Source organism: Francisella sp. 19X1-34 (genome assembly GCF_041102755.1).
Taxonomy (GTDB): Bacteria; Pseudomonadota; Gammaproteobacteria; order Francisellales; family Francisellaceae; genus Francisella.
This window is the reverse complement of sequence record NZ_JBGCTX010000034.1, coordinates 1-26,649: the sequence shown is the minus strand read 5'-3', so window position 1 is coordinate 26,649 and position 26,649 is coordinate 1. Positions and strand designations below refer to the sequence as shown.

Below are 26,649 nucleotides of genomic sequence, written 5' to 3'. Positions count from 1 at the left end.
GCATATATAGGAATGATTAAATTAGCTTGTACTTTTATTTGGCTTCGATGAAAATTTATTTTTGTGCACAGAGCCTAAATAATAAACAGTAAACTGATTGAAATAAAAAATAAAAAATAAAAAATAAAAGTAAGATTTATTAATAACGAGTGACGGATAGTCACTCTATTTTATTTATAATTCTTATGAAGCGTCTTGACAACTTGCAGGTAAACTAGCGTCGTCTAAAGTAGCTGTAGATGCCTTTCTACAATCCCAAGTGAATGTAGTACCATCTGTAGTACCAACAAGATCAAGTTGAACTGTACCACCAGATGCTAATTCATTAGAAGAATTGAATCCTAGTTGTAAAGTAGCACCACTAGTAGTAGCATTAGTTAATGTAACACCAGCAGGTAAGTTAATGTTACTGCTAGTAGGAGTTACGCTATCAGCAATTTTTTCAGCAATTTCCGTTTTAGCAGCTGCTACAGAAGTTATGCCGGACCCTACTTTCGCACGAGTTGTATAGTTAGAATACATAGGTATAGCTACTGCTGCTAAGATAGCGATAATAGCGATTACCACCATTAACTCAACTAGTGAGAAACCTTTTTGAGTTTTTGTTTTTAAGTTTTTCATGATATTTTCCTTATAGTTTATTTTCATATCTCTGAGACTTAGTAGATTTGATTTACCTCGTCATCAGGTAGTTTCAATTATAGACATAAAAAACCTCCATTCAAGTGATTTGTAAAAAAAATAATTAAATTTAGTTAATAAAATTAAGGGAATTTTTTTCTAATTTGTAGCGAAAATCTTTGCTATACTTGTTTTACAGCAGAAATTTGTGTATGAATAAAATGAGAAAAATAATTACAAATAATTTTCACCAATTAAAGGATTTTTTTAAAAAACCAAAAGTTTTAGATGAGAAAATTCCCAAATATCTACAGCTAAAATATACTTTTATACCAATAATGTTAGTTGTGGTTTTTACTTTTTATAATATTGATACTCCAGTTGAGGAGTATATTAAGCATTCGATGCCTCATATTCTAGATACTATTTTCAGAGATATTACAAATGTAGGTAAGGCTGAGTATATTCTTATAATCTGCGCGCTTATTGTTCTTGCAAGATTAATTTGTGATCCTAAAAGAGTTTCTGAGAAATTTGAGGTTTTATTTAATAAGCTTTCAGTATATGCAGGATTTATGATTGCTACAGTTGCAATTAGCGGGATTTTTGGACAAATATTGAAAATGATCATAGGAAGAGCGCGTCCTAAATTCTTTTTACAATATGGATCTCATTACTTTGAGCATTTTCATGCTCCTGGATATAATTTTGCAAGTATGCCATCGGGACATTCGATAACTGTTGCAGCGATGTTTTTAGCTTTTTTATATATGGTTCCAAGGTTAAAATATATGTGGTATGTGTTGATTGTAATATTTGCTGGTAGTAGAGTGATAATAGCAGCTCATTATCCCAGTGATGTTATATTTGGTGTAGCCATAGGATTATACAGTACGACATATATATATTACTGGATGAAGAATAGAAAAATGTTGTAAAATTAAATCTAAATTTATTGTACCTTTAGTTCAAGAAATAGTTTCAAAAAAATGTCAAAAGGCCATATAAATTTGTTATTATATAGGCATAAATCTTAATTTGTGTCCTAGAAAATTAACTATGATTTTAATCGATGGTAAAGCCCTTTCATTAAGTCTAAAACAAAGACTATCTCATCAAGTAAAAGAATATAAAAGTAATACAGGAATCACCGCCAAACTTGTGGCAATTATAGTTGGAGATGATCCAGCGAGTAAAACTTATGTTGGCTCAAAAGAGAAGGCTTGTGCAAAAGTTGGTATCGACTCTGAAGTGATTACTTTACCTGAAGCAACTACAGAGCAAGAGTTATTAACACTAATCCATAAGCTAAATAATGATGATAGTGTTAATGGAATTCTTGTACAACTTCCTTTACCAGCACATATTGATAAGCAGAAGGTTATATATAATATCAAACCAGAGAAAGATGTAGATGGTTTCCATCCTACGAATGTTGGTAGGCTTCAGCTAAGAGATAAGAAATGTCTTGAATCATGTACGCCTAAGGGAATTATGACGATGCTAAGAGAGTATGGTATAAGAACAGAAGGTGCCTATGCTGTAGTCGTTGGGGCAAGTAATATTGTTGGCAAACCAGTTTCACAGTTGTTGCTAAATGCTAAGGCAACCGTAACAACTTGTCATAGATTTACACAAGATCTTAAATCTCATACAACTAAAGCGGATATATTAATTGTTGCTGTTGGTAAGCATAACTTTATTACAGCAGATATGGTTAAGCCTGGAGCTGTAGTAATTGATGTTGGTATAAACCATGTTAATGGTAAAATACGCGGTGATGTTGACTTTGATGGTCTAAGAGATAAGGTTTCTGCGATTACTCCTGTGCCAGGAGGTGTTGGACCTATGACAATTACAGAGCTTTTATATAATACATTTCAGTGTTGTAAGGAGCAGAACGAGGGTTAATTTTACCAAGTGATTATTAGTTAATCTACCTGTTTTAAAGGTGGTTTGACTGCTGTTATTGCTGACAAAAGTATATAGAAAAGGAATTTAAAATGGCAAGCCTAAAATATGAAGATGCTGGAGTAAATATCGAAGCAGGAAATCAAGCTGTAGAAAGAATGAAAAATCATGTCAAAAAGACATTTACAAAAGATGTTTTAACTGGCTTGGGAAGTTTTGGCTCACTATATTCATTAAAAAATATAATTAATAACTATAAAGATCCTGTTCTAGTTCAGTCTATTGATGGAGTTGGTACAAAGACTAAAGTTGCTGTGATGTGTGGTAAGTTTGAAAATCTAGGCTATGATCTTTTTTCAGCTGCTACTAATGATATCGTTGTCATGGGAGCTAAACCGATTACTTTTCTGGATTATGTAGCTCATGATAAGTTAGACCCTGAAATTATGGAAGAGCTTGTTAAAGGAATGTCAAAAGCCTGTGCAGAATGTGGAGTGTCTTTGGTAGGTGGTGAAACTGCAGAAATGCCTGGAGTATATCAAACTGGTGAAATTGATATGGTAGGTGTTATCACAGGAGTGGTTGATAAAAATAAAGTTATCAATGGTGAAAGTATTAAAGAAGGTGATATTGTATTTGGGCTAAGTTCATCAGGTCTGCATACAAATGGTTATTCTTTTGCACGTAAGTTATTCTTTGATGTAGCTGGTAATAAGCATACAGACATATATCCTGAATTAAAAGGTAAAACAATAGGTGATGTGTTACTTGAGCCTCATATTAACTATACAAATATTGTCCATGACTTTTTAGATAATGGTGTTGCTATTAAAGGTATGGCACATATTACAGGAGGCGGTTTTATTGAAAATATTCCACGCGTGTTACCAGAAGGTTTAGGTGCACAGATTTCTAAAGATAGTTTTGATACTCCTGCAGTTTTTAAAGTAATGCAGAGAATAGGTGAGATTAGTGAGTTTGAAATGTATAGGTCATTTAATATGGGTATAGGTATGACTATCATTGCTAGCCAAGATCAATACGAAAAAATGCAACAACTTGCTGAAAAACATATTAATACTAAGTTATATCAAATAGGTGAAATTACAAATTCAGGTAAGGTGGAAATCATTTAATGGTTGATAAACAGATTATTACAAATAATATCAAAAATGTTTTAAAATCAACAAATCTTGATATCAAAGATAAATATACTGGTAAAGTTAGGGATATGTACTTTACTAAAGATAAAAGTATCTTGATATCCACAGATAGACAGTCTGCATTTGATAGATCTTTAGGATTTATTCCTTTTAAAGGACAGATACTTGCGCAATCGTCAGTATGGTGGTTTAAAGAAACTGCTCATATTGTCAAAAGTCATTTTATAGAATCGCCAGATCCAAATGTTGTAATTGCTAGAAAAGCAAAAGTATTACCTATTGAATTTGTAGTTAGAGGATATATAACAGGTTCAACATCTACTTCTTTATGGACTCATTATAAAGATGGTAGCCGTGACTATTGTGGTAATATTTTACCTGAGGGTTTAAAAAAGAATCAAAAACTGCCTCAAAATATTTTAACTCCAACTACCAAAGAACAAGATCATGATCGTCCAATTTCAGTACAAGATATAGTCAAAGAAGGTTGGTTAACTCAAGAACAATGGGATTTTGCGTCACAAAAGGCATTGGAACTTTTTGAGTTTGGACAACAAAAAGCGCTAGAGCATGGACTAATATTAGCTGATACTAAATATGAATTTGGTATTGATGAGAAAACTGGAGAGATTATTTTAATTGATGAGATACATACTCCGGATAGTTCAAGATTCTGGTTGGAAAGTAGCTATTTTGATAGGTTTGAGAAAAATTTAGAACCCGAGAATATTGATAAGGAGTTTTTTAGACTTTGGTTTGCCAAAAACTGTGATCCATATAAGGATGAGGTTTTACCTGAGGCACCTGAAGATCTTATTGTTGAGCTATCACAAAAATATATAATGCTTTTTGAGATGATAACTGGGCAGAAATTTGAGTTACCAAAAGATTTAGAAAATATAAATCAGCGTATTGCTGAAAACGTTACAAACTATTTAAATGCGGAGAAGCAAATGAATATTCTTCTAGTTGGTTCAGGTAGTCGAGAGCATGCTATTGCTGAAGCTGTTAAGAAGAGCTCTATAAAAAATAATCTTTACTGTATTAGTGGAGCGGTTAATCCTGGTATTGATAAAATAGCGCAAGGCTATAAAGTTGCTGATATTTGTGACTGTGATGCTGTTTTAGGATATGCAAAAGCACAAAGTGTAAATATAGCAATAATTGGCCCAGAAGCTCCTCTAGAAGTTGGTTTGGCAGATATTTTAAAGAAACATGGAATAGGTGTGGTTGGACCAACTAAGAAATTGGCGCAATTAGAGACATCTAAAGGATTTACTAGAGATTTAATATGCGATTATAAAATTGATGCAAATCCGTTCTTTAAAAAATTTAATTCGATGGATAAAGTTGAGCAAACTTTAAAAAAATATGAAAAACAGTTTGTAATTAAAGCAGATGGACTTTGTGGTGGAAAAGGTGTGCTTGTATGGGGCGATCATTTACATAGCATGTCTGAGGCAATTAAGCATTGTCAATCATTAGTAGATGCAGGTAAAGAATTTGTAATTGAAGAGAAATTAGTTGGACAAGAATTTTCTCTAATATCATTTACTGATGGTAAAAACTTTATTCATATGCCGGCTGTGCAAGATCATAAAAGGGCTCATGAGGACGATAAAGGTCCGAACACGGGTGGTATGGGAACTTATTCTGATGCAGACCATAGTTTGCCATTCTTATCTGATAAAGATATTCAGAGAGCTAAAGAAATTAATGAAAAGGTTGCACATGCATTAGCAGAGAAGTTTGGTGAACCATATCAGGGTATTTTATATGGTGGTTTTATGGCTACTAAAAATGATACTAAAGTTATTGAGTATAATGCTCGTTTTGGTGACCCTGAAGCAATGAACTTATTAACCCTCCTTGAGACCGATTTTGTTGAGATTGCAGAAGCAATAACAAAAGGGACTCTTGATAAAGTAAATTCTAGCTTTAAAAAACAAGCGAGTGTGTGTAAGTATTTAGTACCATTGGGATATCCGAATCAATCTGTTAAAAATTTTGAGATTGATATTTCACAATGTCCAGATAATGTTGAGCTTTTCCTTGGAGCTGTTGATTATAAAGATGGTAAGTTGATTGGTACAGGATCAAGAGCAATAGCGGTACTTGGTTTGGGAGATACTATAGCAGAAGCTGAGCAAAAGGCTGAAAAGGCGGTAAAGAATATTTATGGCAAAATGTATCACCGCCCAGATATTGGTACAAAAGAGCTTATTAATAAGCGTATAAGGCATATGAATTTATTACGTGGTAATAAGTATCAGGAGTTATAAGTCGTGGCTAAGTTAAAACTTGCAATATTAGGTTCAACACGAGGTACCAATATGCAGGCTATAATTGATGCTATATCAACAAAAGAAATAGATGCTAGTATAGATGTAGTTATTTCAAATAGAAAATCTGCATATATATTAGAAAGAGCTGAAAACTATAATATTCCAAATAAATTTATAAGTGCCAAAGGATTGGATCGAAAAGAGTACGATAGAGTACTTGTTAATGAGGTTGAAAAATATAATCCAGATTTGATTTTATTAATTGGCTTTATGCGTATTTTAAGTCCTATTTTTATAAATAGCTTTAAAAATAAAATTTTAAATATCCATCCATCACTTTTACCAAAACATGCAGGATTAATGGATCTTGATGTTCATCAGTCTGTAATTAATGCGGGTGATAATATTTCAGGTTGTACTATCCACCAGGTTACAGAAGAGGTTGATGCTGGAAATACTATTTTACAGCCTAAGTGTGATGTTAGTGATGATGAAACTGCTGAAAGTTTAAAAGCTAAGGTACAGGATTTAGAGAGTAAAGCTTGGGTTGAGGTTATTAAAAACTGGAAAAAATAGCTTTGAAGAATGGCTACGTATACATATTAACTAATAAAAATAATGGTGTTTTATATATAGGAGTTACTTCTGATATTGTAAAAAGAGTTTATGAACATAAGAATAAATTTGTAGATAGTTTTAGTAAGAAGTATAACTTAAATAAGCTTGTTTATTTTGAGGTTTATGAAAATATTGAAGAAGCTATAATTAGGGAGAAACAGCTTAAGAAATGGAATAGGGCTTGGAAAGATAGAATTATAAATACTATGAATTCTGACTGGGTTGACTTATATGATAAAATTTTAAGCTAAAAAAGCCTATATTTAATAGTCATACCTGCGTAGGCGGGTATCTCTTACGTTTTGGCTTACTATAGAAAGATTCCCGCCTGCGCGGGAATGACCAGAAGTATTAAATTTAATAGTTTTATAAACTTATAAATTGGGTTGGAGATAGAAGAGATGAGTATAGATGTTGGTGTAATAATGGGCTCTAAATCTGATTGGGGTACAATGAAAGAATGCTGTGATATCTTAGATAGCTTAGGTATAAGCTATGAATGTGAGGTTGTATCTGCACACAGAACTCCAGATAAAATGTTTAGCTATGCTGAAACTGCTAAACAAAGAGGTCTTAAGGTTATAATCGCTGGAGCTGGAGGAGCTGCTCACTTGCCAGGTATGGTTGCTGCAAAAACTGATCTGCCAGTTTTAGGAGTACCAGTTAAATCTAGTACATTAAGTGGTAAAGATAGTTTACTATCTATAGTGCAAATGCCAGCTGGCATTCCAGTTGCTACTTTTGCAATAGGAGTAGCAGGAAGTAAGAATGCGGCACTTTTTGCAGCTAGTATTTTACAACATACAAACCCTAAAATAGGTGAGGCATTAGAGAAATTTAGAGCCGATCAAACTAAGACTGTTTTAGAAAATCCAAACCCTAGAGAGCAGTAGGTAGGTATGAAAATAGGTATTATTGGAGCAGGCCAGCTTGCTAGAATGTTAAGTATTGCAGGTACACCTCTTGGACTAGAGTTTCATTGTTTAGGCAAGTTAGGTGATTGTGCTGAAGAGGTTGTAAAAAGTGTTACAGATATTGATTTAGATAAGGTCAATGAGGTTGTAAATTGGGCTAAGCAATTTGATGTGATAACTTTTGAAAATGAAAACATATCTCATGAGCTTATAAAAGCAGTTAATCATGAGGTCAATGTTTATCCATCTGCTAAAGCTATAGCGATTTCACAAGATCGCTTACTTGAAAAATCTTTTATGCGTGATCATGGTATTGAGACTGCAAAGTTTGTCAATATTGATAGTTTGGATAAACTTGAAGATGCTGTTAAAGAGCATGGGTTACCTGCGATAATTAAAACACGTAGATTTGGTTATGATGGTAAAGGTCAGTTTGTAATTAAATCACAAGATGATATTGCTAAAGCTCGGAATGCTTTAAAGGATGCACCTGATGGTCTTATATATGAGGCTTTTGTGGATTTTGATTATGAAGTTTCTCAAATATGTACAGCTGATATTAAGGGTAATATTGTATTTTACCCGTTAGCTAAAAATATTCATAAACAAGGTATAATAGTTGAGTCAGAAGCACCTTTTGAAAATGATGTTTTACAAGCAAAAGCTCAGCAGGTTGCAAAAACTTTAGTTAAAGAATTTGGCTATGTAGGCACGCTTGCAATTGAGTTTTTTGTCAAAGGTGATGAGTTGATTGTAAATGAAATAGCTCCTAGAGTGCATAATAGTGGTCACTGGAGTATAGATGGTGCAATTACATCACAGTTTGAGAATCATGTAAGAGCTATAGCTGGATTAATTCTAGGTGATACTACAAGTAGAAAAACGGTGATGCTAAATTGTATAGGTGGTATGCCATCGACAAAAGATTTATCTTCTTTAGATAGAGTTAAAATTCATAATTATAACAAAGAGCCTAGGAAAGGGCGTAAGGTTGGGCATTTAAATCTTAATATCAATGATGAAACAGATGAGTATCAGCTTTTGCAGGCTAAGAAGTTAATAGCTCTTTCTGAAGAACTTTAATTAAAAGTTATTTCTCAATAATTACATACATAGGCAGTCTATTTTAAGTTTATTTCTCTAATATATTTCAAAACTTAATTTGAAGGTATATGCTTTAGTAATCATAGAAGAATTTAGTATAAGTATGGATAATAAAGTTTTACTAATTACTGGATCAAGTAGAGGTATTGGTGCTGCTACGGCAATTCAAGCAGCAAAAAAAGGATATTCTGTATGTATTAACTACCTAAATGATGAGGATTCAGCGTTTAAAGTTAGAGATAAGATTTTAGAAATTGGCGCTAAATGTATTGCTATACAAGCTGATGTTTCTGATGAAAAAGAAACTTCTGAATTATTTAAAATGATTGATAATAAAATGGGAACTATTACTCATCTAGTAAATAATGTCGGTATTTTAAAAACTAAAATGCCTTTAATACAAATGAGTGGCGAGCGTATTAAAACAGTTATTAATACAAATATTATGAGTCATTTTTACTGTTGTAAAGAAGCAATAGTTAGGATGTCTAAAGTTAACGGTGGCAAGGGAGGCTCTATCGTAAATGTTTCATCTGGTGCTTCAAGAAGTGGTTCACCATTTGAGTATGTTGATTATGCAGCTTCTAAGGGTGCTATTGATACTCTAACAACTGGACTTGCTAAAGAAGTCGCTGCAGATGGTATACGTGTGAATTGTGTTAGACCTGGATTTATCTATACAGATATTCATGCTGATGGAGGTGAACCCGATAGAGTTGATAGGATTGCCAAAACCTTGCCTATGAATCGAGGAGGTAAGCCTGAAGAGGTTGCAGAAGCTATTTTATGGTTATTAAGTGATAAGGCATCCTTTGTTACAGGTAGCTTTACAGATCTATGTAGTGGTTTATAAGTTCTTTATACCGCGCCAAAAGCATTTTTGATCCAGTTAATATCATTCTCATTTATAGCAATTAAGTCAAAACGACATTCATAATTTTCATAGTTGGGATTTTGCTGTAAGAAGATATTTGCTGCATTTATTAGCTTTTGTTGTTTGCTATAAGTAAGCATCTCTTCAGCTTTAGCAAATCTAGTCTTGCTACGATATTTAACCTCAACAAAAATCAGAATATCTTTATCTAGGGCAATAATGTCAATTTCGCCATACGGTAGAGCTTTAAAATTTTGATCTATAATTTTTAAACCTTGAGAGTTTAAGAATTTACAGGCTTGTAACTCTGCTTTGTTGCCAATGTCTGTCTTAGTTTTATTCATATCTTTGAGTGATAGCATAATGTATTCTTTTATTACGAGGTTTTTATGTCATTCCCACGCAGGTGGGAATCTTTATAGTCTTAACCACTAGTCAAGGGAATCCGAATCAAGTCTGGAATGACAGTTAAATTTACAGCTAACTAATTCCACTATGTCTAAGTAGTGCCTCTTCACTAGGTTTGCGACCCATAAATGCCACGAAGTTATCCATAGCATCACGTGAAGAACCTTTTGAAATAATATTTTCAAGTAGATCTTGGCCGACTTTATCACTAAGAATCCCTTCTTGTTCAAAACGAGAGAAAACATCTGAAGATAGTATTTCTGCCCATTTGTAGCTATAGTAGCCAGCTGCATAACCCCCAGCAAAGATATGAGAGAAACCATTTTGGAACTTATTATAGCTAGGAGTTTTCATTAGATTTATTTTTTCTCTTACACTATCTAACTCATCTTGGATGTCTGCTACTGTTGTTAGTTTCTTATAATGAATATTCATATCAAAGATAGCAAATTCAAGTTGTCTAACCATCATTAAAGCTGCATGGAATTCTCTTGTGCCAACAAGCTTATCTATTTGCTTTTTAGTTAATGCTTTTCCATCGCGAGAGCCAGACATTAACTCTAGGCCTTCTTCACTCCAACAGAAGTTTTCCATAAATTGGCTTGGTAGTTCGATAGTGTCCCATTCAACTCCATTTGTTCCAGAAATAGATGGTATGCTAACTTGGGATAATATATGGTGTAATGCATGACCAAATTCATGAAAAAGTGTAACAACATCGTTATGAGTTAAGTTGGCGCCATCTTTTGAAGGAGCAAGGAAATTACAGTTAACATAAGCAGCAGGCTTTTGTTTTTGGTTAGCGGAGTTAATAAATGCTGTACGTGATCCATCCATCCATGCACCACCACGTTTATTATCCCTAGCAAAAAAATCACAAATTATACTGCCAATATATTCATCATTCTTATAAAAATCAAAAGTCTGTTGCTCATCTATATATTTGGCATATTTTGTATTTTCGCGTATTTCTAACCCATATATTTTATTAAGTATAGTAAATAAACCTTGTTGAACTTTTTCTAGAGGAAAATATTTTCTTAGCTCTTCTTCTGTAAAGTCAAACTTAGCTTTTTTTAGTTTTTCAGAATAATAGGCCGTATCCCAAGGTTGTAATCCATCAACTAAACCGGCATCTTCAGCAAATCTACGCAGCTCGTTAAGATCTTTTTTTGCTTGTGGTGTAGATTTCTCTAAAAGGTTGTTTAGAAGTTCTAATACTTGCTCTGGAGTCTCTGCCATTTTTGTGAAAAGCGAGTTTTCAGCATAGTTTTTAAAACCTAATATTTCAGACTTTTCAATACGTAACTTAAGTATTTGTTCAATTATTTGATCGTTGTTAAAGTTCTTATTGTCTGCTTCTTTTGATGCCTTTGTACAATATGCTTTATAGAATTTTTCTCTTAGGGACCTGTCATCTGCTTGTTGTAAAACTGCAAGATATGTTGGGATATCAATACCAAGAGCATATTCATCACTTAGCTGTTTTTGTTTTGCTTTAGCTTTTGCAGCCTCAATAGTATTGCTTGATAAACCTTTAAGCTCTTTTTCATCACTTGTAGAGTATATCCAATCCATTGTTGCATCTAAAACATTATTTTCAAACTTTGAACTTAGTTGTGCTAACTCTTGAGATATTTCTTGTAGGCGCTTTCTTTTAGCCTCATCAAGATTTACACCTGATTGCTCAAAACTAACTATGGCTTTACGCACTGCTTGAGTTTGCTCTTTATCAAGCTTCTGCTTCTGAACTAGCTTGTATAAACTGTATAATTCCTTATTTTGTCCAACTTTTGTATAAAATTCGGTTAGCTTAGCTATAGCGTATTCATAACTCTCACGTAGCTCTTTAGTGTTACAAACAGCATTCATATGTGAAATAGAAGAAAAAGCCTGAGTAATTTTCTCATCATTTTCTTCTAACTTTTGTAGTGTATTCCAGCTTGGGTTTTTAGTCTCTAAAGCTTGTTTTAAATTTTTATCAGCTATTTCCAATAAAGAATCTATAGCAGGTTTTACTTCATTTATTTTAAACTGCGAAAGATTTGGTAAATCAGTATTTTGAGTTATTGAATTCATAATCACCTTAAAATATTGTTTAGATATAATATTGATAAGTTATAATTTTATATATGATAACTATATTATTATAATCAAGGTTTTTTTACTATGATGAGTTTACAAGAAGAAAAAATAACTGCGCCAGTTTTTTTTAAAGAATATATCGATGGTAGGTTTAGGTTAAATATTGGTGAGTATGATTATCCTCTTATTTTATCCTCAACAGAGGTTCTTGATTATAAAGACAAGATCACTGATGTAAAAGATATTCAGAAAAGTCATTTAGGACTTATTCTTAAAAATGATCCAGAAATTGTGATTATTGGAACTGGCAGAGCACAGATTATACCACCTGTTGAGGTAATAGCAGAATTAGCTAAGAATGGTAAGAGTGTCGACTTTATGGCAAGTGATGTGGCATGTAAAACCTATAATTTGTTAGTAAATGAAAATCGTAATGTTAGCTGTATAATTATTTAGTAAATAACTTGTGTTTTTTTTTAAATTATTGATATAATCAAAGTGAATGTTAAATAATATAAAATTACTTTTCAGGAGCGTGGATTATGAAAAATATAGTTAGATTAAGTGCAATTTCTTTAGCTGTTATTGGGCTGGCAAGTTGTTCAACTTTAGGCTTTGATAGTAAAGATGCAAAAGACTCTCAAGGTCAGCAGGTTAAAACACAAGAAACAACAACTTCAGCATCAGGGGCAACTGCACCGACAGCTTCAGTTAGTCTTAAGAAAAATAGCCAAGATCAAATTGTTGCAACAATATATACTACATATAATAATAATCCTCAAGGAAGTGTTAAATTACAATGGGAAGCTCCTAAAGATACTAAGTGTTATGATACTAGTTTCCCAATTACTAAGTATAGTGATAAGAAAGATAAAACTTGGGCATCTGTTGAAATCAAACAAGGTAAGACATACTGTCACGGTACATGGACTGCAAATGTTCTATTTGATAATAATGTAATTGCTACGGATTCAATAACTGTTTAGTACCTTTAAATAATCTCTTTTATTTTTCTATATATTTTTATCTTACCTTGTGTGCTATGACGCAATTGTTTTGTTGTTTTATAAGTGTCATAGTATTATAAAAAGATTATCCTACTATTGTAATATTTGCAGTAGCATCTATTATGACATAATGTGCTTTAGATCCGTTGAAGCAAATATGGCAGCTGTAACAAGCACAAAAAAATTAACATATCACGCCTTCACAAAACTTAGCTTCTAAAATATCTCAACAAATTAATCAGTTAAAGGTTAGCAGTAGATAGTTAAATATAATATTCTTGTAACATATCTTCTTTACTTGTCTTGTTCAAATGTTAAAATATAGCTTGTGTTAGAAACTGATTAAATTTTTATGAAGAGATATTTAACTATTTAGTTTTTTGATCAGTAGTTTAATAAAGTAAAAAAAGAAATTGATATTTAACAGCAAAATCAATCTCAAAAAATAGAAAGTAAATAGGTGAGAGTTAATGAAAAAAATAGCGCTTTGTATAATGGTCTTAGGGTTGGCGAGCTGTAGTGATACGTATCACTCTTTTAGTAAGTCTTATAGTTCTTTTATTAGTGGGTTGTATGGTTCTAATGATTCAGTGAAAGTTAATCCTGACGATCAATTAGATAATCCAGATCAAGATGGAGAAGATTTATCAGTTGATAAGCCAACAGCTACTTTAGACTTAAAGTATAAAGCTAAAACTCATGAGATTGATGCCAAGATTCTTACAAATTGGAATGGGGCGCCTCAGGGCACAATTTATCTAACTTGGTCGGCTCCTAAAGATACTAATTGTTATAGTACTTCTTTCCCTATTACTAAATTTAAGGATACTCAAGATATCACAAGTGATAGCCAAAGTGTTCTTAGCGATGATAAAATATGTCAAGGAAAATGGACAGCAACAGTTGTTAATAAGTCCGATAACTCTATTTTAGCCAAAGGCTCTGTTTCTATCAAATAATTAGAATTTCTAATCTTTTCAAAGAATAAAATCTATATTTTTGCTAAACTATTAGATTAAATAAGTTTTGTAATTTGGAAAAGATAATAATGAAGCAAATCATGCAGAAAATCACATATAGCGATTGTGTTTTTTACTTTTTAGCACTAGCTATATTTTTTGTATTTTTAATGCCTTTTATGCATTATACAACATTAAATATAATGCCTATATCTGGTGAAAAAGGAAAGTATTTTAATGATCTACTCTCGGTGAATATTTATCTATTTATTGATAGGTACTACATATTCTACTATAGCCTTTGTGTGGCAAGTGTTGCGATTTTGGTTAATAAACTGTTGTTATCAAAGGTAATAGAATTATTTAAAAGCTTTTCAAAAATAATTAAATATGCGATAGTTATATTTTTTATTTTAGGGATTATTTCATCGGCTTTTGCTATATCTCCTTCAATAGCATTTAAAGGTGTATCGGTGACATTTCTGCAATTTTTTTGTGTTTTATTTATTGCAGTTTATGTTAAAGATAACTTTAAGAGTGTACAAGTTTTTTTCGCAATTATATTGTTGTCACTAATATTCTTTGGAGGAGCTTTATTTCTTCAGTTATCTTTAGCTAACTATTCTGTATATGGTTCAATTATAGCTGGGAATATACAGAAAATTTTATTATTTATGTATAATTGTTTAAACCCTCGCTTCTTAGATAATTATTTTAGTTGGTTTTTACCACTTTTACTTTTGCCATGGGTTGCTGACTTAAGACCTATATATAAAATTGGAGCATTTATAGCTCTAACTCTTTCTTGGTTTATATTGATTAATCATGCTTTTAGAACAATATTTGCAGAGTATATAGTGATATTGCCATTAATTTTTATTTTTGCACGTCAATACTTTAAGTTGATATTTACGCTAATGATATCTACATTAATATGTGGCTTTTTGTTAGATCTGTTTTATATTAATTTTATTATGGCCAATGTATATTCGGGAATGACTTCAACAGAAGATCTTTTAAGAACAGGTATGAGTGGTAGAATTCCTCTATGGAAAGAAGCTTTTTGGGTTGGGATTGATCATCCTTTAACAGGGGTGGGTCAGTGGAACTATTTAGCAATTACTAAGCGCCCTGATGGATATCCTCATAATATATTACTTGAAATATGGTCACAATGGGGAATACCAGCATTTATAGCAGCGGCAACAGTGATTATTACAAGTATTAAAAATTTATTTAAAAATAGAATAGAAATATGTGCAAACCCATATTATCTTATATTTTTAATGATGCTGACAGCTGGCATGATAGATGGTATGTTAAATGCAATGTTTAAGACAGCATTAGGATTATTTGGTTGTGTTTTTGTATTTGGATTTTGTCTATCTATTTTTGCTAATAAGATTCAAACTATAGATAATATAAACATATCAAAGGTTAGTTACTTAACAATTAGTTTAGCTATAATAGTTAGTCTATTCTGTATCCTTATTTTACCTATTATTTTTCCGCCAATGTGGATTTAGTTAGTATTTTATTTTAGAAATTTGATTGTAGATTATATTATAAATTAAAATAAAGCTTAGATTTTATTCTTTACTCTCAAAGGGCACAGCATAATCACATTCCGTATTAGGACATGCTTTTTGCTCACCATCTTTTTTAGTTGTCTTATGTAAAAGAATTGGAGAGTTACATTTAGGGCAAGGCTCTTTTATTGGTGGATACCAGTAAGCATTCTTACATTTAGGAAATCCTGAGCAGGCATAGAAGACTTTGCCTTTACGTGATTTCTTTTCAACAATATGGTTTTTATTACATTTAGGACAAACAACACCAGTATCCTTAGGTTTTTCTAGTGGTTCCATATGCTTACATTTCGGATAGTTAGAGCAGCCTATAAACTTGCCATAGCGGCCTTGTTTGATATGTAAATCTGATTCGCATTCTGGGCATTTTCTACCTTCAACTATTGTAGGCTCTTCTTTTTCAATTTCTTTGCCATCACTATCAACACGGCGAGTATATTTACAAGTTGGGTAGTTAGTACAACCAATAAATCGACCATTCTTACCTAGACGAGAAGATAATTTGCTACCACATTCAGGACAGTCTTCATCAAGCTCTTCAGTAACTACATCTTTACGTGAAACATCTTCAGAGATTTTATTTATTCTTTCAATAAAAGGGTGCCAGAAGCTATTTAGAACACTTAAGTAATCATTTTTATGGTGAGCAATTTCATCAAGCTCTTTTTCTAGACCTGCTGTGTATGAGTATTCAACATATTTTTTGAAGTATTCTGTTAAGAATTTGTTTACAATACGGCCTTTGTCAGTAGGGATAAAACGACGTTTTTCAACACTTACGTATTCTCTTTGCTGCAGTGTAGAGATAATTGTTGCATAAGTAGAAGGTCTTCCGATACCATATTTTTCTAGAGCTTTCACTAACGATGCTTCTGTATAACGGGGAGGAGGTTCTGTTGAGTGAGCTTTAACAATCACATCATTAAGTTTTATTTTTTCACCTTTTTCGAATTTAGGTAAAGTTATCTCATCATCTTCGCCTTTGTCATCTTCATCTTTCTCAACGTTGTAGATTTTTAAAAATCCAGCATCAACAATAACAGTTCCTGTAACTCTAAACTTGTGTTTGTTATTTTCTGTGATTAAATCAATGGATGTACTATTTAATGTTGCATGCTTCATTTGAGATGCGATAGTTCTGTTGTAGATTAAACTATAAAGTTTAAATTCATCAGCCGTTAGGCGCTGCTTTATTGACTCAGGAGTTCTATTTGCAGCAGTTACACGAATAGCCTCATGAGCTTCCTGAGCATTCTGTGATTTTTTACCAAAAACTCTAGGCTTAGCTGGTAACATATCTTTATCATATTTTGATTCAATAAAGCTTCTAATGTCATTAAGAGCATCATTAGAAAGGTTAGTAGAGTCGGTTCTCATATATGAAATAAGACCAACAGATTCACCATTTCCTAAATCTATACCTTCATATAGTTTTTGTGCTGTAGACATGGTTCTTTTTGCAGTAAAACCAAGCTTTTTAGAAGCTTCTTGTTGCAATGTTGAAGTTATAAAAGGAGGATATGGATTTCTTCTTGTTTTCTTTTCAGTAATTCCATCAACAATTAAAAAACCATTAGCATCTTTTAAGATAGTGTCTTTTGCAGTTTCAGCATCTTTGTCTTTGCTAAAAGTAAATTGCTCAACTTTTGTATTGTCAAATTCTATTAAATTAGCGAGGATCTTTTTCTTTTTGAAAGTATCAGCTGTTAAACTCCAGTAATCTTTTTTGACAAAGCTCTCACGCTCAATTTCACGTTCAACAATCATTCTTAGTGCGGGACTCTGAACTCTTCCAGCAGATAAGCCACTAGTGATTTTGCGCCATAGTAGTGGGGATAAATTAAAACCAACTAAAAAATCTAAAGCTTGGCGTGCTTTTTGAGCATTTACTAAGTCCATAGAAAGCTCTTTAGGGTTTTCTATAGCATTAGTAACAGCTGACTTTGTGATCTCGTTAAAGCTGACTCTATAGACATTTTTATCCTTAAGTAGGCGTGAATTTTTTAAAACTTCTTTAACATGCCAAGATATTGCTTCACCTTCTCTATCTGGATCGGTAGCAAGATAAATGCTATCTGCATCTTTAGCCGCTTTTTTGATCGCATCTAAATGTTTTTTACTTCTATCGCTAGTTGTAAATTTAATTTTGAAGTTATCGTTTACATCTATAGAAGTATCTTTTGATGGTATCTCACGTACATGACCAAAAGATGCAAGAATATTAAAGTCATTTCCCAAATATTTTTTTATAGTCTTTGTCTTTGCAGGAGACTCTACGATTACTAAATTTTTTGCCATTTTAAAACCTTCGAAATGAATTTTTTGTAAAAAGAGTATTTGAAACACTCACAAGTGATCTAATAAAATATAAGAAAACATCTAACATATCAATAGTTAATATACAAAAGTTGGTTTTATAGCAGACAAATATAGACTATAATCCTATAAGTATTTTATATAAATAAAATAAAGCTATACATTTTAAGGTTTAAAAAAATGGATCAAAAAAATGCAAAAGTAATTTCTTTGTTACAGCAAAAGGGCGGCTCTGGAAAAACTACAACAGCTATAAATATTGCTTGTGGGTTGAAAGAGTTAGGTTTTAGGGTTGTTATAGTAGATATGGACAAAGATAAGCCTGATGCTTATATGTGGATGACAAAAAATGATGAATCTGAAGGTTTTGTTTATAACTTGGATGAAAAAAGCGTCAGAGAAAAGGTTGCTGAGCTAAAATCTGATTTAGACTATATTGTTATTGATACACCGCCTAATTTTCAAACAGCGGCTTTAAAATCAGCTTTATTGTCTGATTTGGTAGTTATACCATGCTCGCCAAGCGGAATGGATTTATCTGGTCTTATTGAAGCGAAAGACTTAGCTTTAACTGCAGATAAGCCATATAAGTTTTTTGCAAATAGAGTTCAAATGCAATCAAATATGTCAAAAAGTTTGATGGATTTTTTTGAAGAAGATGGTAATTTTTTTGAAGCGTATGTTTCTCAAAGTGTTAAGTTTATAGAGTCTGAAGCTGAAGGTTTATATATTGGTGATTATGCAAAACAGAGTAAAGTTCACGTACAAGTTAAAAAGCTTGCTAGAGAGATAACTGAGTTCTTTGGAGAAAATAATGGCTAAGAAAGTATCTTTAATGAATCGTAAAATTAATCAAAAAGTTCATGATACTGTAGGACAAGAAAAAAAAGATATACTTAGGGCAATGCAACTACAGGAGCTTAATGAGCAAGCTAGTAAAGTAGGGCAGCTTTTTGAACTACCTTTAAATATTGTTCAGCCAGATAAAGATCAGCCACGTAAAACCTTTAAAAATATTGCGTCATTAGCTAAAAGTATTAAAGAAAATGGTGTGATTCAGCCAATTATTGTTACAACTAAAAAAGAAGATGGCTTGCATTATATAATAGCTGGGGAAAGAAGGTATCTAGCAAGTAAAGAGGCTGGTCTTACAACAATCCCTTGCATAGTTAGACAAGAAGAGTCTGATGCTAGTATTGTACTTTTGCAACTTTTAGAGAATGATCAGCGTGAAAGTGTTTCACCGTTTGAAGAAGCTGATGCTTTAAAAGATTTGATAAATAATAAACAAATGAAGAAATCTGATATTGCTAAGATCTTAGGAAGAGATAATAGCTGGATTTCGATGCGCCTTAAGATTTCAGATTCTGATGATAATATTCGTGAATTGTCTGAAAAAGGAATTATAGATGATGTAAGAACTCTTTATGAATTAAAAAAGTTTGCTGAAGAGATTCCTCAGGGAGCAGAAGAGTTTGTCAAAAGAGCTCTAGAAAATAAAATTTCAGGTTCTTATAGGGCAGCAATTACAAGATATAGAGATAACTGGAAGCGTAAGGCTGAGATATTGGATGATTCAAGCGTAGATGTAATAAATATCAAAGATATTTCTAAAGATAAAAATCTGTTAAAAATAAAAGGCTCTCGTTTAGGTGGTAAAGCACATACATATACTTTTGAAATTACTGAAGAGTTTAAGAAGATATTATTCGAAGCACTAATAAAATAGAGTTATAAAAATAACAAAATGAAAATAGCAATTTTACAAACAGATCATATACCTGAGCATCGAAGGGTAGTTTCAGGGGGGAATTATCCCGATATGTTCGCTAATCTGTTTTTTAAGTTATCAGTGGTTGTTGATTTGGATATTTTTGATGTAACCGAACAGGAGTATCCTGAAAACTATGATATTTATGATGGTTTTATAATAACTGGTAGTAAGGCCACAGCATTTGATGATTTGGCTTGGATAGCTAAATTGAGATCTGAAATAGTTAAGCTTTATAATAAAAATAAAAAGATAATCGGAATTTGCTTTGGTCATCAGATATTAGCTCAAGCTTTAGGCGGTAGGGTTGAGCGTGGGCCAGAAGGCTTTGCAGTAGGTGTGAGAAATGTCAAAGTTCTAAAGCAAAAAAGCTGGATGAAGCCATTTCATAATTATTTAAGTTTGTTATTTTATCATCAAGATATGGTCGTGGAATTACCTGAGGGTTCTGAGCTTATAAGTACGAGTGATTATTGTAAGGTGCAAATGTTTTGTATAAATAGTCATATCCTTGGGATTCAGGCACACCCAGAAATGCTAAAAGTTCATAATCATGCTTTGATAAAAGAGTATCAAGATGATATTAAAAATGAATTTCAGCATGCTTTAGAGAGTTTGAGAATAAGAGATAATAGTTTGATAATAGCTCATTGGATGGTCAATTTTTTTGAGTATAAGGATCAGTAAAGAATATGAATATAAATAGACTTGTAGTTTTTGGTGATAGTCTTTTAGATAATGGTAATATTATGAAAACTCTTGATATACCAGGAAAGCCTTATTTTGATGGAAGGTTTTCTAATGGTTTTGTCTCTACTGAGTATTTAGCTGAATTGATAGCTAAAGAACAGCAGTCACAAGAGGTTAAGCATAAAAATTATGCAATAGGAGGAGCTTTAACTCATGGTCCTAACCCATCGTCTTTACTTAAACACCATTCGTTTCCTGTATCTCAGCAGTTAGCAAGATTTGAGAATGAAGAAGGTAGGTTTGCTAGCGATGATATGGTTATTATAAATGGTGGTGCTAATAATTTTATGTTTACCGTTTATAATGAAATACCATATATAAATTTAACAGCAAAACTAAGAGTTGCTAGAGACCTTAAGAAGATTCTTAGAAAGGCTATCTTAATGGGAGCAAGAAATATAATAGTTTGGAATATTCCAGATGTAACAAGAGCGCCCGGATATAAAGAGTATTTATCAAACTGGGTAGGTAAGTTTTTTAAATCTTATTTGCAGTTAAATATTAATTTGCAAAATGGTTTATTAAGAAATAGAGTTACTGATTTGCAAATGCTTTTTCCTGAGGTAAACCTTAAGCTCTTTGACTTTTTTACATTGTTAAATGAATGTATTGATAATCCTGTGAAGTATGGTTTTGAGAATGTTACTGATGCTTGTATTGATAGTTATGGTGGGGCTGACTCATTAGGTAATATTCAGTATGATATAGAGATTTTGGGAGATCCTGAGAAGTATTTATGTTGGGATTATTGTCATCCAACAGCAAAGGCAAATAAAGTTGTCGCTAACAGAATGTTTGAGTTGTGGAAATATAACGTTTAAATTTCTTTCTATATTAGAGCTCTTATAAGTTAAGATTATTGCAGTAGAATTTTTGTATTTCTTTATCAGATTTAGATATATTTTATATATTGCCTTTAAAAAACTAAAAAGTGAAATAATATAAAATGAAAAAAACAACTCAATTTAGACATTTATTAAATGATAACAAGATTTCAATAATGCCTAGCGTGCATGATCCTCTTTGTGCCAAACTTGCTGTGGATGCAGGTGTTGAGCTTATATGTTGTAGTGGTTATGCAAATTCAGCGGCTTTTCTTGGTGCTGGTGATGCTTCTTTAATGTCCTCATCTGAAATGGTAAGTTGTTTATCCCGTATCGTGGATGCTGCTAATTGTCCAGTTTTTGCCGATGCAGATACTGGATATGGAGGTATTCCAAATGTTATTCGAACAATAAAACTCTTTGAAAAGGCTGGTGCAGCTGGATTGTTTATTGAGGATCAAACTTTTCCAAAAAGATGTGGGCATATGCAAGGAAAGTCTATTATTAGTAAAGAAGAAATGGTTTGTAAAGTTAAGGCTGCTGTTGATACTCGTCAAGACCAGGATTTTGTTATTATGGCAAGGTGTGATGCTATTGCATTGGAGGGTTTTGAAGCTGCTATTGAGCGTGCTAATGCTTATGTTGAAGCTGGCGCAGATGCAATCTTTATAGAAGCTCCAGAATCTGTAGAGCAACTTGAAGCTATTCCATCTTTAGTTCCAGAGGGAGTTTACCTAATGGCCAATATGATTCCACAAGGCATAACACCTATACTACCTGCTGATAGACTTGAAGCTTTAGGTTATCATATAGCAGCTTATCCAACAGATAATTCACGAATTATTGCAAAAGTTATTGGAGATTATATGGAGTCTTTGGTCAAAAATAGAAATAACTCTGAGTTTGAGCATTTAATGATGGGGTTTGAGGAGTTTAAGTCAAAAGTCGGGCTTACTCAGTTATGGGAAAAAGAAAAAATGTATATGAAATAAGTTTAAAATAGCTATTTAGAGATATCCAGGTTTTATGTTAAGAGATATGTTGACTATAGATTTTGATCCAGATAGTTATCCAGATTTTTTAGTCGTATTAAAATCCCAAATTAAAAACTATAGTGAAGAGTCTAAATACCATAGTCATTCTAAAGCTCAATTAATATTACCAATAAAAGGATCTGTTCAATCAAATATTGAAGGAGATATTTGGGTAGCTCCTTTAGGAAGTGCTCTATGGATTCCTAGCTATGTTTATCATAATAGTTTAATAAGTGAATATAATGAAGTATGTATGGTTTTTATAAATAGATCTATACTAGGGGAAATGCCAGAAAAAGCTTGTGTAATATACACTTCGCCACTGATAAAAGAGCTGGTCTTATATTTATCACAGCAAAAGATAGTAGATCAATTAGAACTAAAAAATCAAAAATTGGGGAGTGTTCTAGTAGATCAATTATCAAATATGTTACCAACTTCTTATAATTTCTCACTACCTACTGAAGATCTTTTACGAGAGGTAGCTTTAGAGTGGTTCAAAAAACCAACAAAATATAAATATATTTCAGATATGGCTTATAGGTGCTCAGTTAGTGATAAGACATTATCAAGGAAAATTAAGAAAAATATTGGAATGAGCTTTAGTGATTGGAAAAAACAATTACATATTGTTGTGTCATTACAAAAGTTATATGAGGGTTATTCGGTAGATTGGGTGTCTGATTATTTGGGGTATGAATCAACGAGTACTTTTGTTACTTTCTTTAAGAGAATTTTTAAATGTTCTCCTAAAAGGTATGTTAAAAACTACTGTCAGAATAATTCTTAAATATCATCAATGGTTATTTTTTCAGGATTTGCAACAAAAATTGAAAAAAGAACCATAATTATTGATATACCAATACAGATAATAAGTGGTAGCTTCCAGCTAGAAGTTATTTGATGGTATAGGCCTGTTACAATTGGTCCAGCAGCAGCCAGGATATATGCTATTGACTGAGATTTTCCAGAAAGGATAGCTGCTATTTGCGCATTGCTAGTTCTGACACCTATTAATATTAAGCTAACCATAAATGTACCACCAATTCCAATTCCTAATAATATAATAGCAATAATGGTAACTGCTTTAAGTAAAAGTAATAGCGTGCCTAAGCAAGTACATAATGCTAATAATAAGGATAGGATATTTTTATTATTTAATGTTTTCATAAGAGGAATTATTATTAGCACAGGTAGACTCGAAGACATTTGGAATAACCCTGCTAAATAACCAGAGTCTTGTATAGAGTAGCCTTGGCTTTCTAAAATAGAAGGTAACCAAGTCGAAAAAGTATACATTAATATTGCACTACTTGATAAAAAGATACTTATTTGCCATGCGATTTTAGATTTCCAAACATGACCATGTATATTTGTGGAACCACTATTTTTAGGTAATAGAGTTTTACTTTTAAACTGAGGTAACCATATAATTAGTGTTATTATACCAAGTATTGCAATGCTTGATAATGATAGTGTTAGACTAGAATTTTTAGAAAAAGAAAGGTTTCTTGCACAATGCATTATTGGTACCATTACACTAATAGTTAGCCAAGATCCTAATCCCATCATCAAGCCATATATAGATACCATAAAAGGAATGTTATTTGGGAATTTTTGCTTTATAAAAACTGGCATTAGAACATTTGATATTGTGATACCAACCCCTATGATAATAGTGCCTAAAAAGATTGTATATATGTTGATATAAGAACGTACTAGTATACCGATGATTATTAGTACTATGGATATCATTAGATTTGCTTCTAAGGAGCGTTTCTTTGCAAAAGAAGATATAAATAATGATAATGTTGCAAAAATTAGTAATGGTAAGCTGACCAATAATCCAGCAGTTACGGGAGATATGTTGATCATATTTACAATATTGCTAAGAAGAGGTGATATAGATGTAATAGGAGCCCTTAAAATGGCAGCTATTAAAACAATTCCTATAAAGGAAATAAAGATATGTTTAGTATTTTTCATTTGATTGTTTATAGATTCTTACGTATTTGTATATTATGATCTTTATTTCTTTTTTCTTGGCGACTATTTGTTTTGTTTAGAGGACATTTTAATTTTGTAAGACTAATGAAAGAAATTCTCTTTGAGGTAGTCTTTAGAAGTGATTTAGGTTTAAATATGAAACTTTAAATTGTTGACCATTTTGGTTCTTATATGTGATACTTTATTTGTGCAAAGTATTTTTAATAAAAGCAAATTTTGAAAATATATTTACTTTAATGAATTAGGTGTAAAAACTAAGGAAGTTAAAATGAGTAAATTTAGTCGATATAAAGAGTGTTCAGTTCCAACAAGCTATACATTAGAGATTAATCAATCCTATAAAGAGAAATTACCTTTCGCTGATGATTCTAGTTTTTTAAATGCCAAGAGAGGGTTTATTGCACCATTAGCTAATAATGGCATCGTAAAAGATGATTCTGGCAAGATAGTTTGGGATCCAACAGAGTATGATTTTATTATTAATTCTGAAGAGGTGCCAGATACAGTTAATCCAAGTTTATGGAGACAGGCTAAACTCTTATTGATATCAGGCCTTTTTAAAGTTACAGAGCATATTTATCAAGTCAGAGGGTTAGATATTTCTAATCTAACTATAATCGAAACAGAAAATGGTATTATAGTTATCGATCCTTTAACTGTGGTAGAAACAGCTAAAGCTGCTATGGAATTATATTATAAACACCGAGGACAAAGAAAAGTTTTAGCCATTATATATTCTCATTGTCATATTGATCATTATGGTGGAGCAGCTGGAGTTGTTTCTAACCAGGATGTCGTAGATAATGAAATTCAGATCATCGCTCCAGAAGGCTTTCTAAACCATGCTATCAGCGAGAATCTGTTAGCAGGAAAGATAATGAGTCATAGAGCTAACTATATGTATGGAAATTTGATCTCTAAAAATTCTGTTGGACAAATTGGTGCTGGTTTGGGTATGACTGTTCCATTAGGGGCAACTTCATTAATTCCTCCTAATGTCACAGTTAATGAAGATGATCAAATCTTACAAATAGATGATATAGAGATGATTTTTTATATGGCGCATGATTCAGAAGCACCTTCAGAGATGTTTTTTTATATTCCTAAATATAAAGCTTTATGTACTGCTGAAGATGCGTCACAAACAATGCACAATATATCTACACTAAGAGGAGCATCTTTGCGTAATCCACTTCTTTGGTCAAAATATCTTAACGTAGCTTTGCAGAAGTGGGGAAATGAGGCTGAGATTCTTTATGCACCACATCATTGGCCATTATGGGGGGCTCATGATATTAAAAAGCATTTAACTATGCAAAGAGATTTATATCGTTATATTAATGATCAGACCTTAAGATTGGCAAATAAAGGTTTGGATATGCTAGAAATTGCAGAAAGAGTAGAGTTACCCAAAAGTTTAGCAAATTACTGGTCAAATAGAGAATACTATGGTTCTTTAAATACAAATGTGAAGGGTACTTATGCTAAATATCTAGGTTGGTTTAGTGGTAATCCTGCAGAGTTACATCCTCTTGCAACATTTGAAGCTAGTAAAAAATATATTGAATATATGGGTGGTGAAGAAGAAGTGCTAAAAAAAGCACACAAAGATTATGAAGAAAATAACTATCGTTGGGTAGCAGAGATTCTAAATAAAATTGTGATAGTAAACCCTAAAAATAAAAAGGCTAAACAATTACTTGCTAGCAGTTATGAACAATTAGCATTTCAGTCAGAAAATGCACCTTGGAGAAATTTTTATTTGACTGAAGCTTTGAAATTAAGAAAAGGCATCAAAAAACGAGGACTTGATCTTAAGAAACAGTTTAATGCCTTTATGAGTATCCCACTAGAAGCATTGTTTGATTATCTTGCTACTAATATATCTCCAGATAAAGCTCAAAATAAACCAGAAGTTAAAGTTGGTTTTGTCTTTATGGATTTAAATAAAAAAATTAGTATAAGCTTTAGTAATTCCACTCTTAGTAACACTCCAGATAGGATATATAGAAATGCGGATGCTGTTTTAAGTTTAACAAGGCCTCAATTTAATATGTTATTGCTTTCGGCGCTAGGAAATAAAAATAATGCTAAAAAGGAGTTATTGCAGCTTGCTGAAAAGAATGAATTAAAAATAGAAGGAAATATTGATAAGGTAGGATATATCCTTGATTCAATGGATGATTTTCCATATTTAAAACTATATGCATCCAGTTTGGGGACGTTATTTAGAAAGTTATATAAATTTCCGTAGCGTATAGGTGTTTTAAACTAGAATTTAAGACTAAAGATTTTTCTTCATCTTATGGGACTGTTGAAATCTGATATTAATTTTAAAATATACTGAAAAGTAATATATGATTTTTTTATGTTATGAATCAAATAGAAATGATCAGTTTAGAAGATTTA

General features: G+C 32.1%; 25 protein-coding genes. 20 read left to right on the top strand and 5 right to left on the bottom strand.

The features are described 5' to 3' along the window. Positions 1–183: 183 nt before the first annotated feature. The gene (locus AB8E56_RS06895; protein WP_329479441.1) at positions 184–621 is read right to left on the bottom strand and encodes a pilin; all 438 of its coding nucleotides are present in this window, start codon (positions 619–621) and stop codon (positions 184–186) included. A gap of 221 nt (positions 622–842) precedes the next feature. On the opposite strand from AB8E56_RS06895, the gene lpxE reads away from it, so the two are divergent. From lpxE to AB8E56_RS06850, 9 genes are all read left to right on the top strand, one after another. Next, positions 843–1,559, top strand: coding sequence for a lipid A 1-phosphatase LpxE (gene lpxE, locus AB8E56_RS06890; protein ID WP_329479439.1), 717 nt, complete (start codon positions 843–845; stop codon positions 1,557–1,559). Between the two features lie 121 nt (positions 1,560–1,680). Next, positions 1,681–2,532: a bifunctional methylenetetrahydrofolate dehydrogenase/methenyltetrahydrofolate cyclohydrolase FolD gene (folD, locus tag AB8E56_RS06885; RefSeq protein WP_329479437.1), complete on the top strand. Its 852-nt coding sequence runs from the start codon at positions 1,681–1,683 to the stop codon at positions 2,530–2,532. 92 nt (positions 2,533–2,624) lie between these two features. Beyond that, complete coding sequence (gene purM, locus AB8E56_RS06880; RefSeq protein WP_329479435.1) at positions 2,625–3,668, top strand: phosphoribosylformylglycinamidine cyclo-ligase; 1,044 nt, start codon at positions 2,625–2,627, stop codon at positions 3,666–3,668. Continuing rightward, positions 3,668–5,977, top strand: coding sequence for a phosphoribosylamine--glycine ligase (gene purD / locus AB8E56_RS06875; protein ID WP_329479433.1), 2,310 nt, complete (start codon positions 3,668–3,670; stop codon positions 5,975–5,977). Before purM ends, purD begins: the two co-directional genes overlap by 1 nt. 3 nt (positions 5,978–5,980) lie before the next feature. Beyond that, a complete protein-coding gene (gene purN / locus AB8E56_RS06870; RefSeq protein ID WP_329479431.1) occupies positions 5,981–6,556 on the top strand; it encodes a phosphoribosylglycinamide formyltransferase in 576 nt (191 codons plus the stop codon). A 2-nt stretch (positions 6,557–6,558) separates the two neighbouring features. Beyond that, entirely contained in the window at positions 6,559–6,849 is a 291-nt protein-coding gene (locus AB8E56_RS06865; protein ID WP_329479430.1) for a GIY-YIG nuclease family protein, read from the top strand. A 150-nt stretch (positions 6,850–6,999) separates the two neighbouring features. Beyond that, entirely contained in the window at positions 7,000–7,491 is a 492-nt protein-coding gene (purE, locus tag AB8E56_RS06860) for a 5-(carboxyamino)imidazole ribonucleotide mutase (protein WP_329479428.1), read from the top strand. A 6-nt stretch (positions 7,492–7,497) separates the two neighbouring features. Beyond that, entirely contained in the window at positions 7,498–8,595 is a 1,098-nt protein-coding gene (locus AB8E56_RS06855; protein WP_329479426.1) for a 5-(carboxyamino)imidazole ribonucleotide synthase, read from the top strand. Positions 8,596–8,719: 124 nt separating this feature from the next. Continuing rightward, complete coding sequence (locus tag AB8E56_RS06850; RefSeq protein ID WP_329479424.1) at positions 8,720–9,469, top strand: SDR family oxidoreductase; 750 nt, start codon at positions 8,720–8,722, stop codon at positions 9,467–9,469. A gap of 5 nt (positions 9,470–9,474) precedes the next feature. Here the strand turns inward: AB8E56_RS06850 and AB8E56_RS06845 are convergent, their stop codons facing one another. Both AB8E56_RS06845 and AB8E56_RS06840 read right to left on the bottom strand, forming a co-directional pair. Further along, a complete protein-coding gene (locus tag AB8E56_RS06845; protein ID WP_329479422.1) occupies positions 9,475–9,834 on the bottom strand; it encodes a YraN family protein in 360 nt (119 codons plus the stop codon). 136 nt (positions 9,835–9,970) lie between these two features. After that, on the bottom strand, positions 9,971–11,977 hold the full coding sequence (locus AB8E56_RS06840) for a M3 family metallopeptidase (RefSeq protein WP_329479420.1): 2,007 nt from the start codon (positions 11,975–11,977) through the stop codon (positions 9,971–9,973). Between the two features lie 90 nt (positions 11,978–12,067). On the opposite strand from AB8E56_RS06840, the gene AB8E56_RS06835 reads away from it, so the two are divergent. The 4 genes from AB8E56_RS06835 (at position 12,068) to AB8E56_RS06820 (ending at position 15,475) form a co-directional block, all read left to right on the top strand. Continuing rightward, on the top strand, positions 12,068–12,439 hold the full coding sequence (locus AB8E56_RS06835; protein WP_329479418.1) for an Mth938-like domain-containing protein: 372 nt from the start codon (positions 12,068–12,070) through the stop codon (positions 12,437–12,439). A gap of 86 nt (positions 12,440–12,525) precedes the next feature. Further along, complete coding sequence (locus AB8E56_RS06830) at positions 12,526–12,969, top strand: TUL4 family lipoprotein (protein WP_329479416.1); 444 nt, start codon at positions 12,526–12,528, stop codon at positions 12,967–12,969. Positions 12,970–13,460: 491 nt separating this feature from the next. After that, the gene (locus tag AB8E56_RS06825) at positions 13,461–13,949 is read left to right on the top strand and encodes a TUL4 family lipoprotein (protein ID WP_329479414.1); all 489 of its coding nucleotides are present in this window, start codon (positions 13,461–13,463) and stop codon (positions 13,947–13,949) included. Positions 13,950–14,038: 89 nt separating this feature from the next. After that, positions 14,039–15,475, top strand: coding sequence for an O-antigen ligase family protein (locus AB8E56_RS06820; protein WP_329479413.1), 1,437 nt, complete (start codon positions 14,039–14,041; stop codon positions 15,473–15,475). A gap of 63 nt (positions 15,476–15,538) precedes the next feature. Here AB8E56_RS06820 and topA read toward each other — a convergent pair whose 3' ends face one another. Then, positions 15,539–17,836: a type I DNA topoisomerase gene (topA, locus tag AB8E56_RS06815; RefSeq protein ID WP_329479411.1), complete on the bottom strand. Its 2,298-nt coding sequence runs from the start codon at positions 17,834–17,836 to the stop codon at positions 15,539–15,541. Positions 17,837–18,034: 198 nt separating this feature from the next. On the opposite strand from topA, the gene AB8E56_RS06810 reads away from it, so the two are divergent. The 6 genes from AB8E56_RS06810 (at position 18,035) to AB8E56_RS06785 (ending at position 23,023) form a co-directional block, all read left to right on the top strand. After that, positions 18,035–18,676 carry a ParA family protein gene (locus AB8E56_RS06810; protein ID WP_329479409.1) on the top strand — a complete coding sequence of 214 codons (642 nt, stop codon included), beginning with the start codon at positions 18,035–18,037 and terminating at the stop codon, positions 18,674–18,676. Then, positions 18,669–19,583 (top strand): ParB/RepB/Spo0J family partition protein, encoded by a 915-nt coding sequence (locus tag AB8E56_RS06805; protein ID WP_329479407.1) that lies wholly within the window; start codon positions 18,669–18,671, stop codon positions 19,581–19,583. The genes AB8E56_RS06810 and AB8E56_RS06805 overlap by 8 nt, the downstream gene beginning before the upstream one ends. A gap of 18 nt (positions 19,584–19,601) precedes the next feature. After that, positions 19,602–20,312, top strand: coding sequence for a type 1 glutamine amidotransferase (locus AB8E56_RS06800; RefSeq protein WP_329479405.1), 711 nt, complete (start codon positions 19,602–19,604; stop codon positions 20,310–20,312). Positions 20,313–20,317: 5 nt separating this feature from the next. After that, positions 20,318–21,196 (top strand): SGNH/GDSL hydrolase family protein, encoded by an 879-nt coding sequence (locus AB8E56_RS06795; protein ID WP_329479403.1) that lies wholly within the window; start codon positions 20,318–20,320, stop codon positions 21,194–21,196. Positions 21,197–21,321: 125 nt separating this feature from the next. Then, positions 21,322–22,191: an isocitrate lyase/PEP mutase family protein gene (locus AB8E56_RS06790; protein ID WP_329479401.1), complete on the top strand. Its 870-nt coding sequence runs from the start codon at positions 21,322–21,324 to the stop codon at positions 22,189–22,191. 34 nt (positions 22,192–22,225) lie between these two features. Beyond that, the gene (locus AB8E56_RS06785) at positions 22,226–23,023 is read left to right on the top strand and encodes a helix-turn-helix transcriptional regulator (protein WP_329479399.1); all 798 of its coding nucleotides are present in this window, start codon (positions 22,226–22,228) and stop codon (positions 23,021–23,023) included. Here the strand turns inward: AB8E56_RS06785 and AB8E56_RS06780 are convergent. After that, positions 23,020–24,219, bottom strand: coding sequence for an MFS transporter (locus AB8E56_RS06780; protein ID WP_329479397.1), 1,200 nt, complete (start codon positions 24,217–24,219; stop codon positions 23,020–23,022). The genes AB8E56_RS06785 and AB8E56_RS06780 overlap by 4 nt on opposite strands. 289 nt (positions 24,220–24,508) lie before the next feature. Here AB8E56_RS06780 and AB8E56_RS06775 point away from each other — a divergent pair, with 289 nt between their 5' ends. Beyond that, the gene (locus AB8E56_RS06775; RefSeq protein WP_329479395.1) at positions 24,509–26,494 is read left to right on the top strand and encodes an alkyl sulfatase dimerization domain-containing protein; all 1,986 of its coding nucleotides are present in this window, start codon (positions 24,509–24,511) and stop codon (positions 26,492–26,494) included. The last annotated feature ends 155 nt before the right edge of the window (positions 26,495–26,649 follow it).

Excerpts from the sequence above, each read along its gene's own strand:
- AB8E56_RS06895 (WP_329479441.1), bottom strand. The coding sequence starts at position 621 with ATGAAAAACTTAAAAACAAAAACTCAAAAAGGTTTCTCACTAGTTGAG.
- lpxE (WP_329479439.1), top strand. The coding sequence starts at position 843 with ATGAGAAAAATAATTACAAATAATTTTCACCAATTAAAGGATTTTTTT.
- folD (WP_329479437.1), top strand. The coding sequence starts at position 1,681 with ATGATTTTAATCGATGGTAAAGCCCTTTCATTAAGTCTAAAACAAAGA.
- purM (WP_329479435.1), top strand. The coding sequence starts at position 2,625 with ATGGCAAGCCTAAAATATGAAGATGCTGGAGTAAATATCGAAGCAGGA.
- purD (WP_329479433.1), top strand. The coding sequence starts at position 3,668 with ATGGTTGATAAACAGATTATTACAAATAATATCAAAAATGTTTTAAAA.
- purE (WP_329479428.1), top strand. The coding sequence starts at position 7,000 with ATGAGTATAGATGTTGGTGTAATAATGGGCTCTAAATCTGATTGGGGT.
- AB8E56_RS06855 (WP_329479426.1), top strand. The coding sequence starts at position 7,498 with ATGAAAATAGGTATTATTGGAGCAGGCCAGCTTGCTAGAATGTTAAGT.
- AB8E56_RS06850 (WP_329479424.1), top strand. The coding sequence starts at position 8,720 with ATGGATAATAAAGTTTTACTAATTACTGGATCAAGTAGAGGTATTGGT.
- AB8E56_RS06845 (WP_329479422.1), bottom strand. The coding sequence starts at position 9,834 with ATGAATAAAACTAAGACAGACATTGGCAACAAAGCAGAGTTACAAGCC.
- AB8E56_RS06840 (WP_329479420.1), bottom strand. The coding sequence starts at position 11,977 with ATGAATTCAATAACTCAAAATACTGATTTACCAAATCTTTCGCAGTTT.
- AB8E56_RS06835 (WP_329479418.1), top strand. The coding sequence starts at position 12,068 with ATGATGAGTTTACAAGAAGAAAAAATAACTGCGCCAGTTTTTTTTAAA.
- AB8E56_RS06830 (WP_329479416.1), top strand. The coding sequence starts at position 12,526 with ATGAAAAATATAGTTAGATTAAGTGCAATTTCTTTAGCTGTTATTGGG.
- AB8E56_RS06825 (WP_329479414.1), top strand. The coding sequence starts at position 13,461 with ATGAAAAAAATAGCGCTTTGTATAATGGTCTTAGGGTTGGCGAGCTGT.
- AB8E56_RS06820 (WP_329479413.1), top strand. The coding sequence starts at position 14,039 with ATGAAGCAAATCATGCAGAAAATCACATATAGCGATTGTGTTTTTTAC.
- topA (WP_329479411.1), bottom strand. The coding sequence starts at position 17,836 with ATGGCAAAAAATTTAGTAATCGTAGAGTCTCCTGCAAAGACAAAGACT.
- AB8E56_RS06810 (WP_329479409.1), top strand. The coding sequence starts at position 18,035 with ATGGATCAAAAAAATGCAAAAGTAATTTCTTTGTTACAGCAAAAGGGC.
- AB8E56_RS06805 (WP_329479407.1), top strand. The coding sequence starts at position 18,669 with ATGGCTAAGAAAGTATCTTTAATGAATCGTAAAATTAATCAAAAAGTT.
- AB8E56_RS06800 (WP_329479405.1), top strand. The coding sequence starts at position 19,602 with ATGAAAATAGCAATTTTACAAACAGATCATATACCTGAGCATCGAAGG.
- AB8E56_RS06795 (WP_329479403.1), top strand. The coding sequence starts at position 20,318 with ATGAATATAAATAGACTTGTAGTTTTTGGTGATAGTCTTTTAGATAAT.
- AB8E56_RS06790 (WP_329479401.1), top strand. The coding sequence starts at position 21,322 with ATGAAAAAAACAACTCAATTTAGACATTTATTAAATGATAACAAGATT.
- AB8E56_RS06785 (WP_329479399.1), top strand. The coding sequence starts at position 22,226 with ATGTTAAGAGATATGTTGACTATAGATTTTGATCCAGATAGTTATCCA.
- AB8E56_RS06780 (WP_329479397.1), bottom strand. The coding sequence starts at position 24,219 with ATGAAAAATACTAAACATATCTTTATTTCCTTTATAGGAATTGTTTTA.
- AB8E56_RS06775 (WP_329479395.1), top strand. The coding sequence starts at position 24,509 with ATGAGTAAATTTAGTCGATATAAAGAGTGTTCAGTTCCAACAAGCTAT.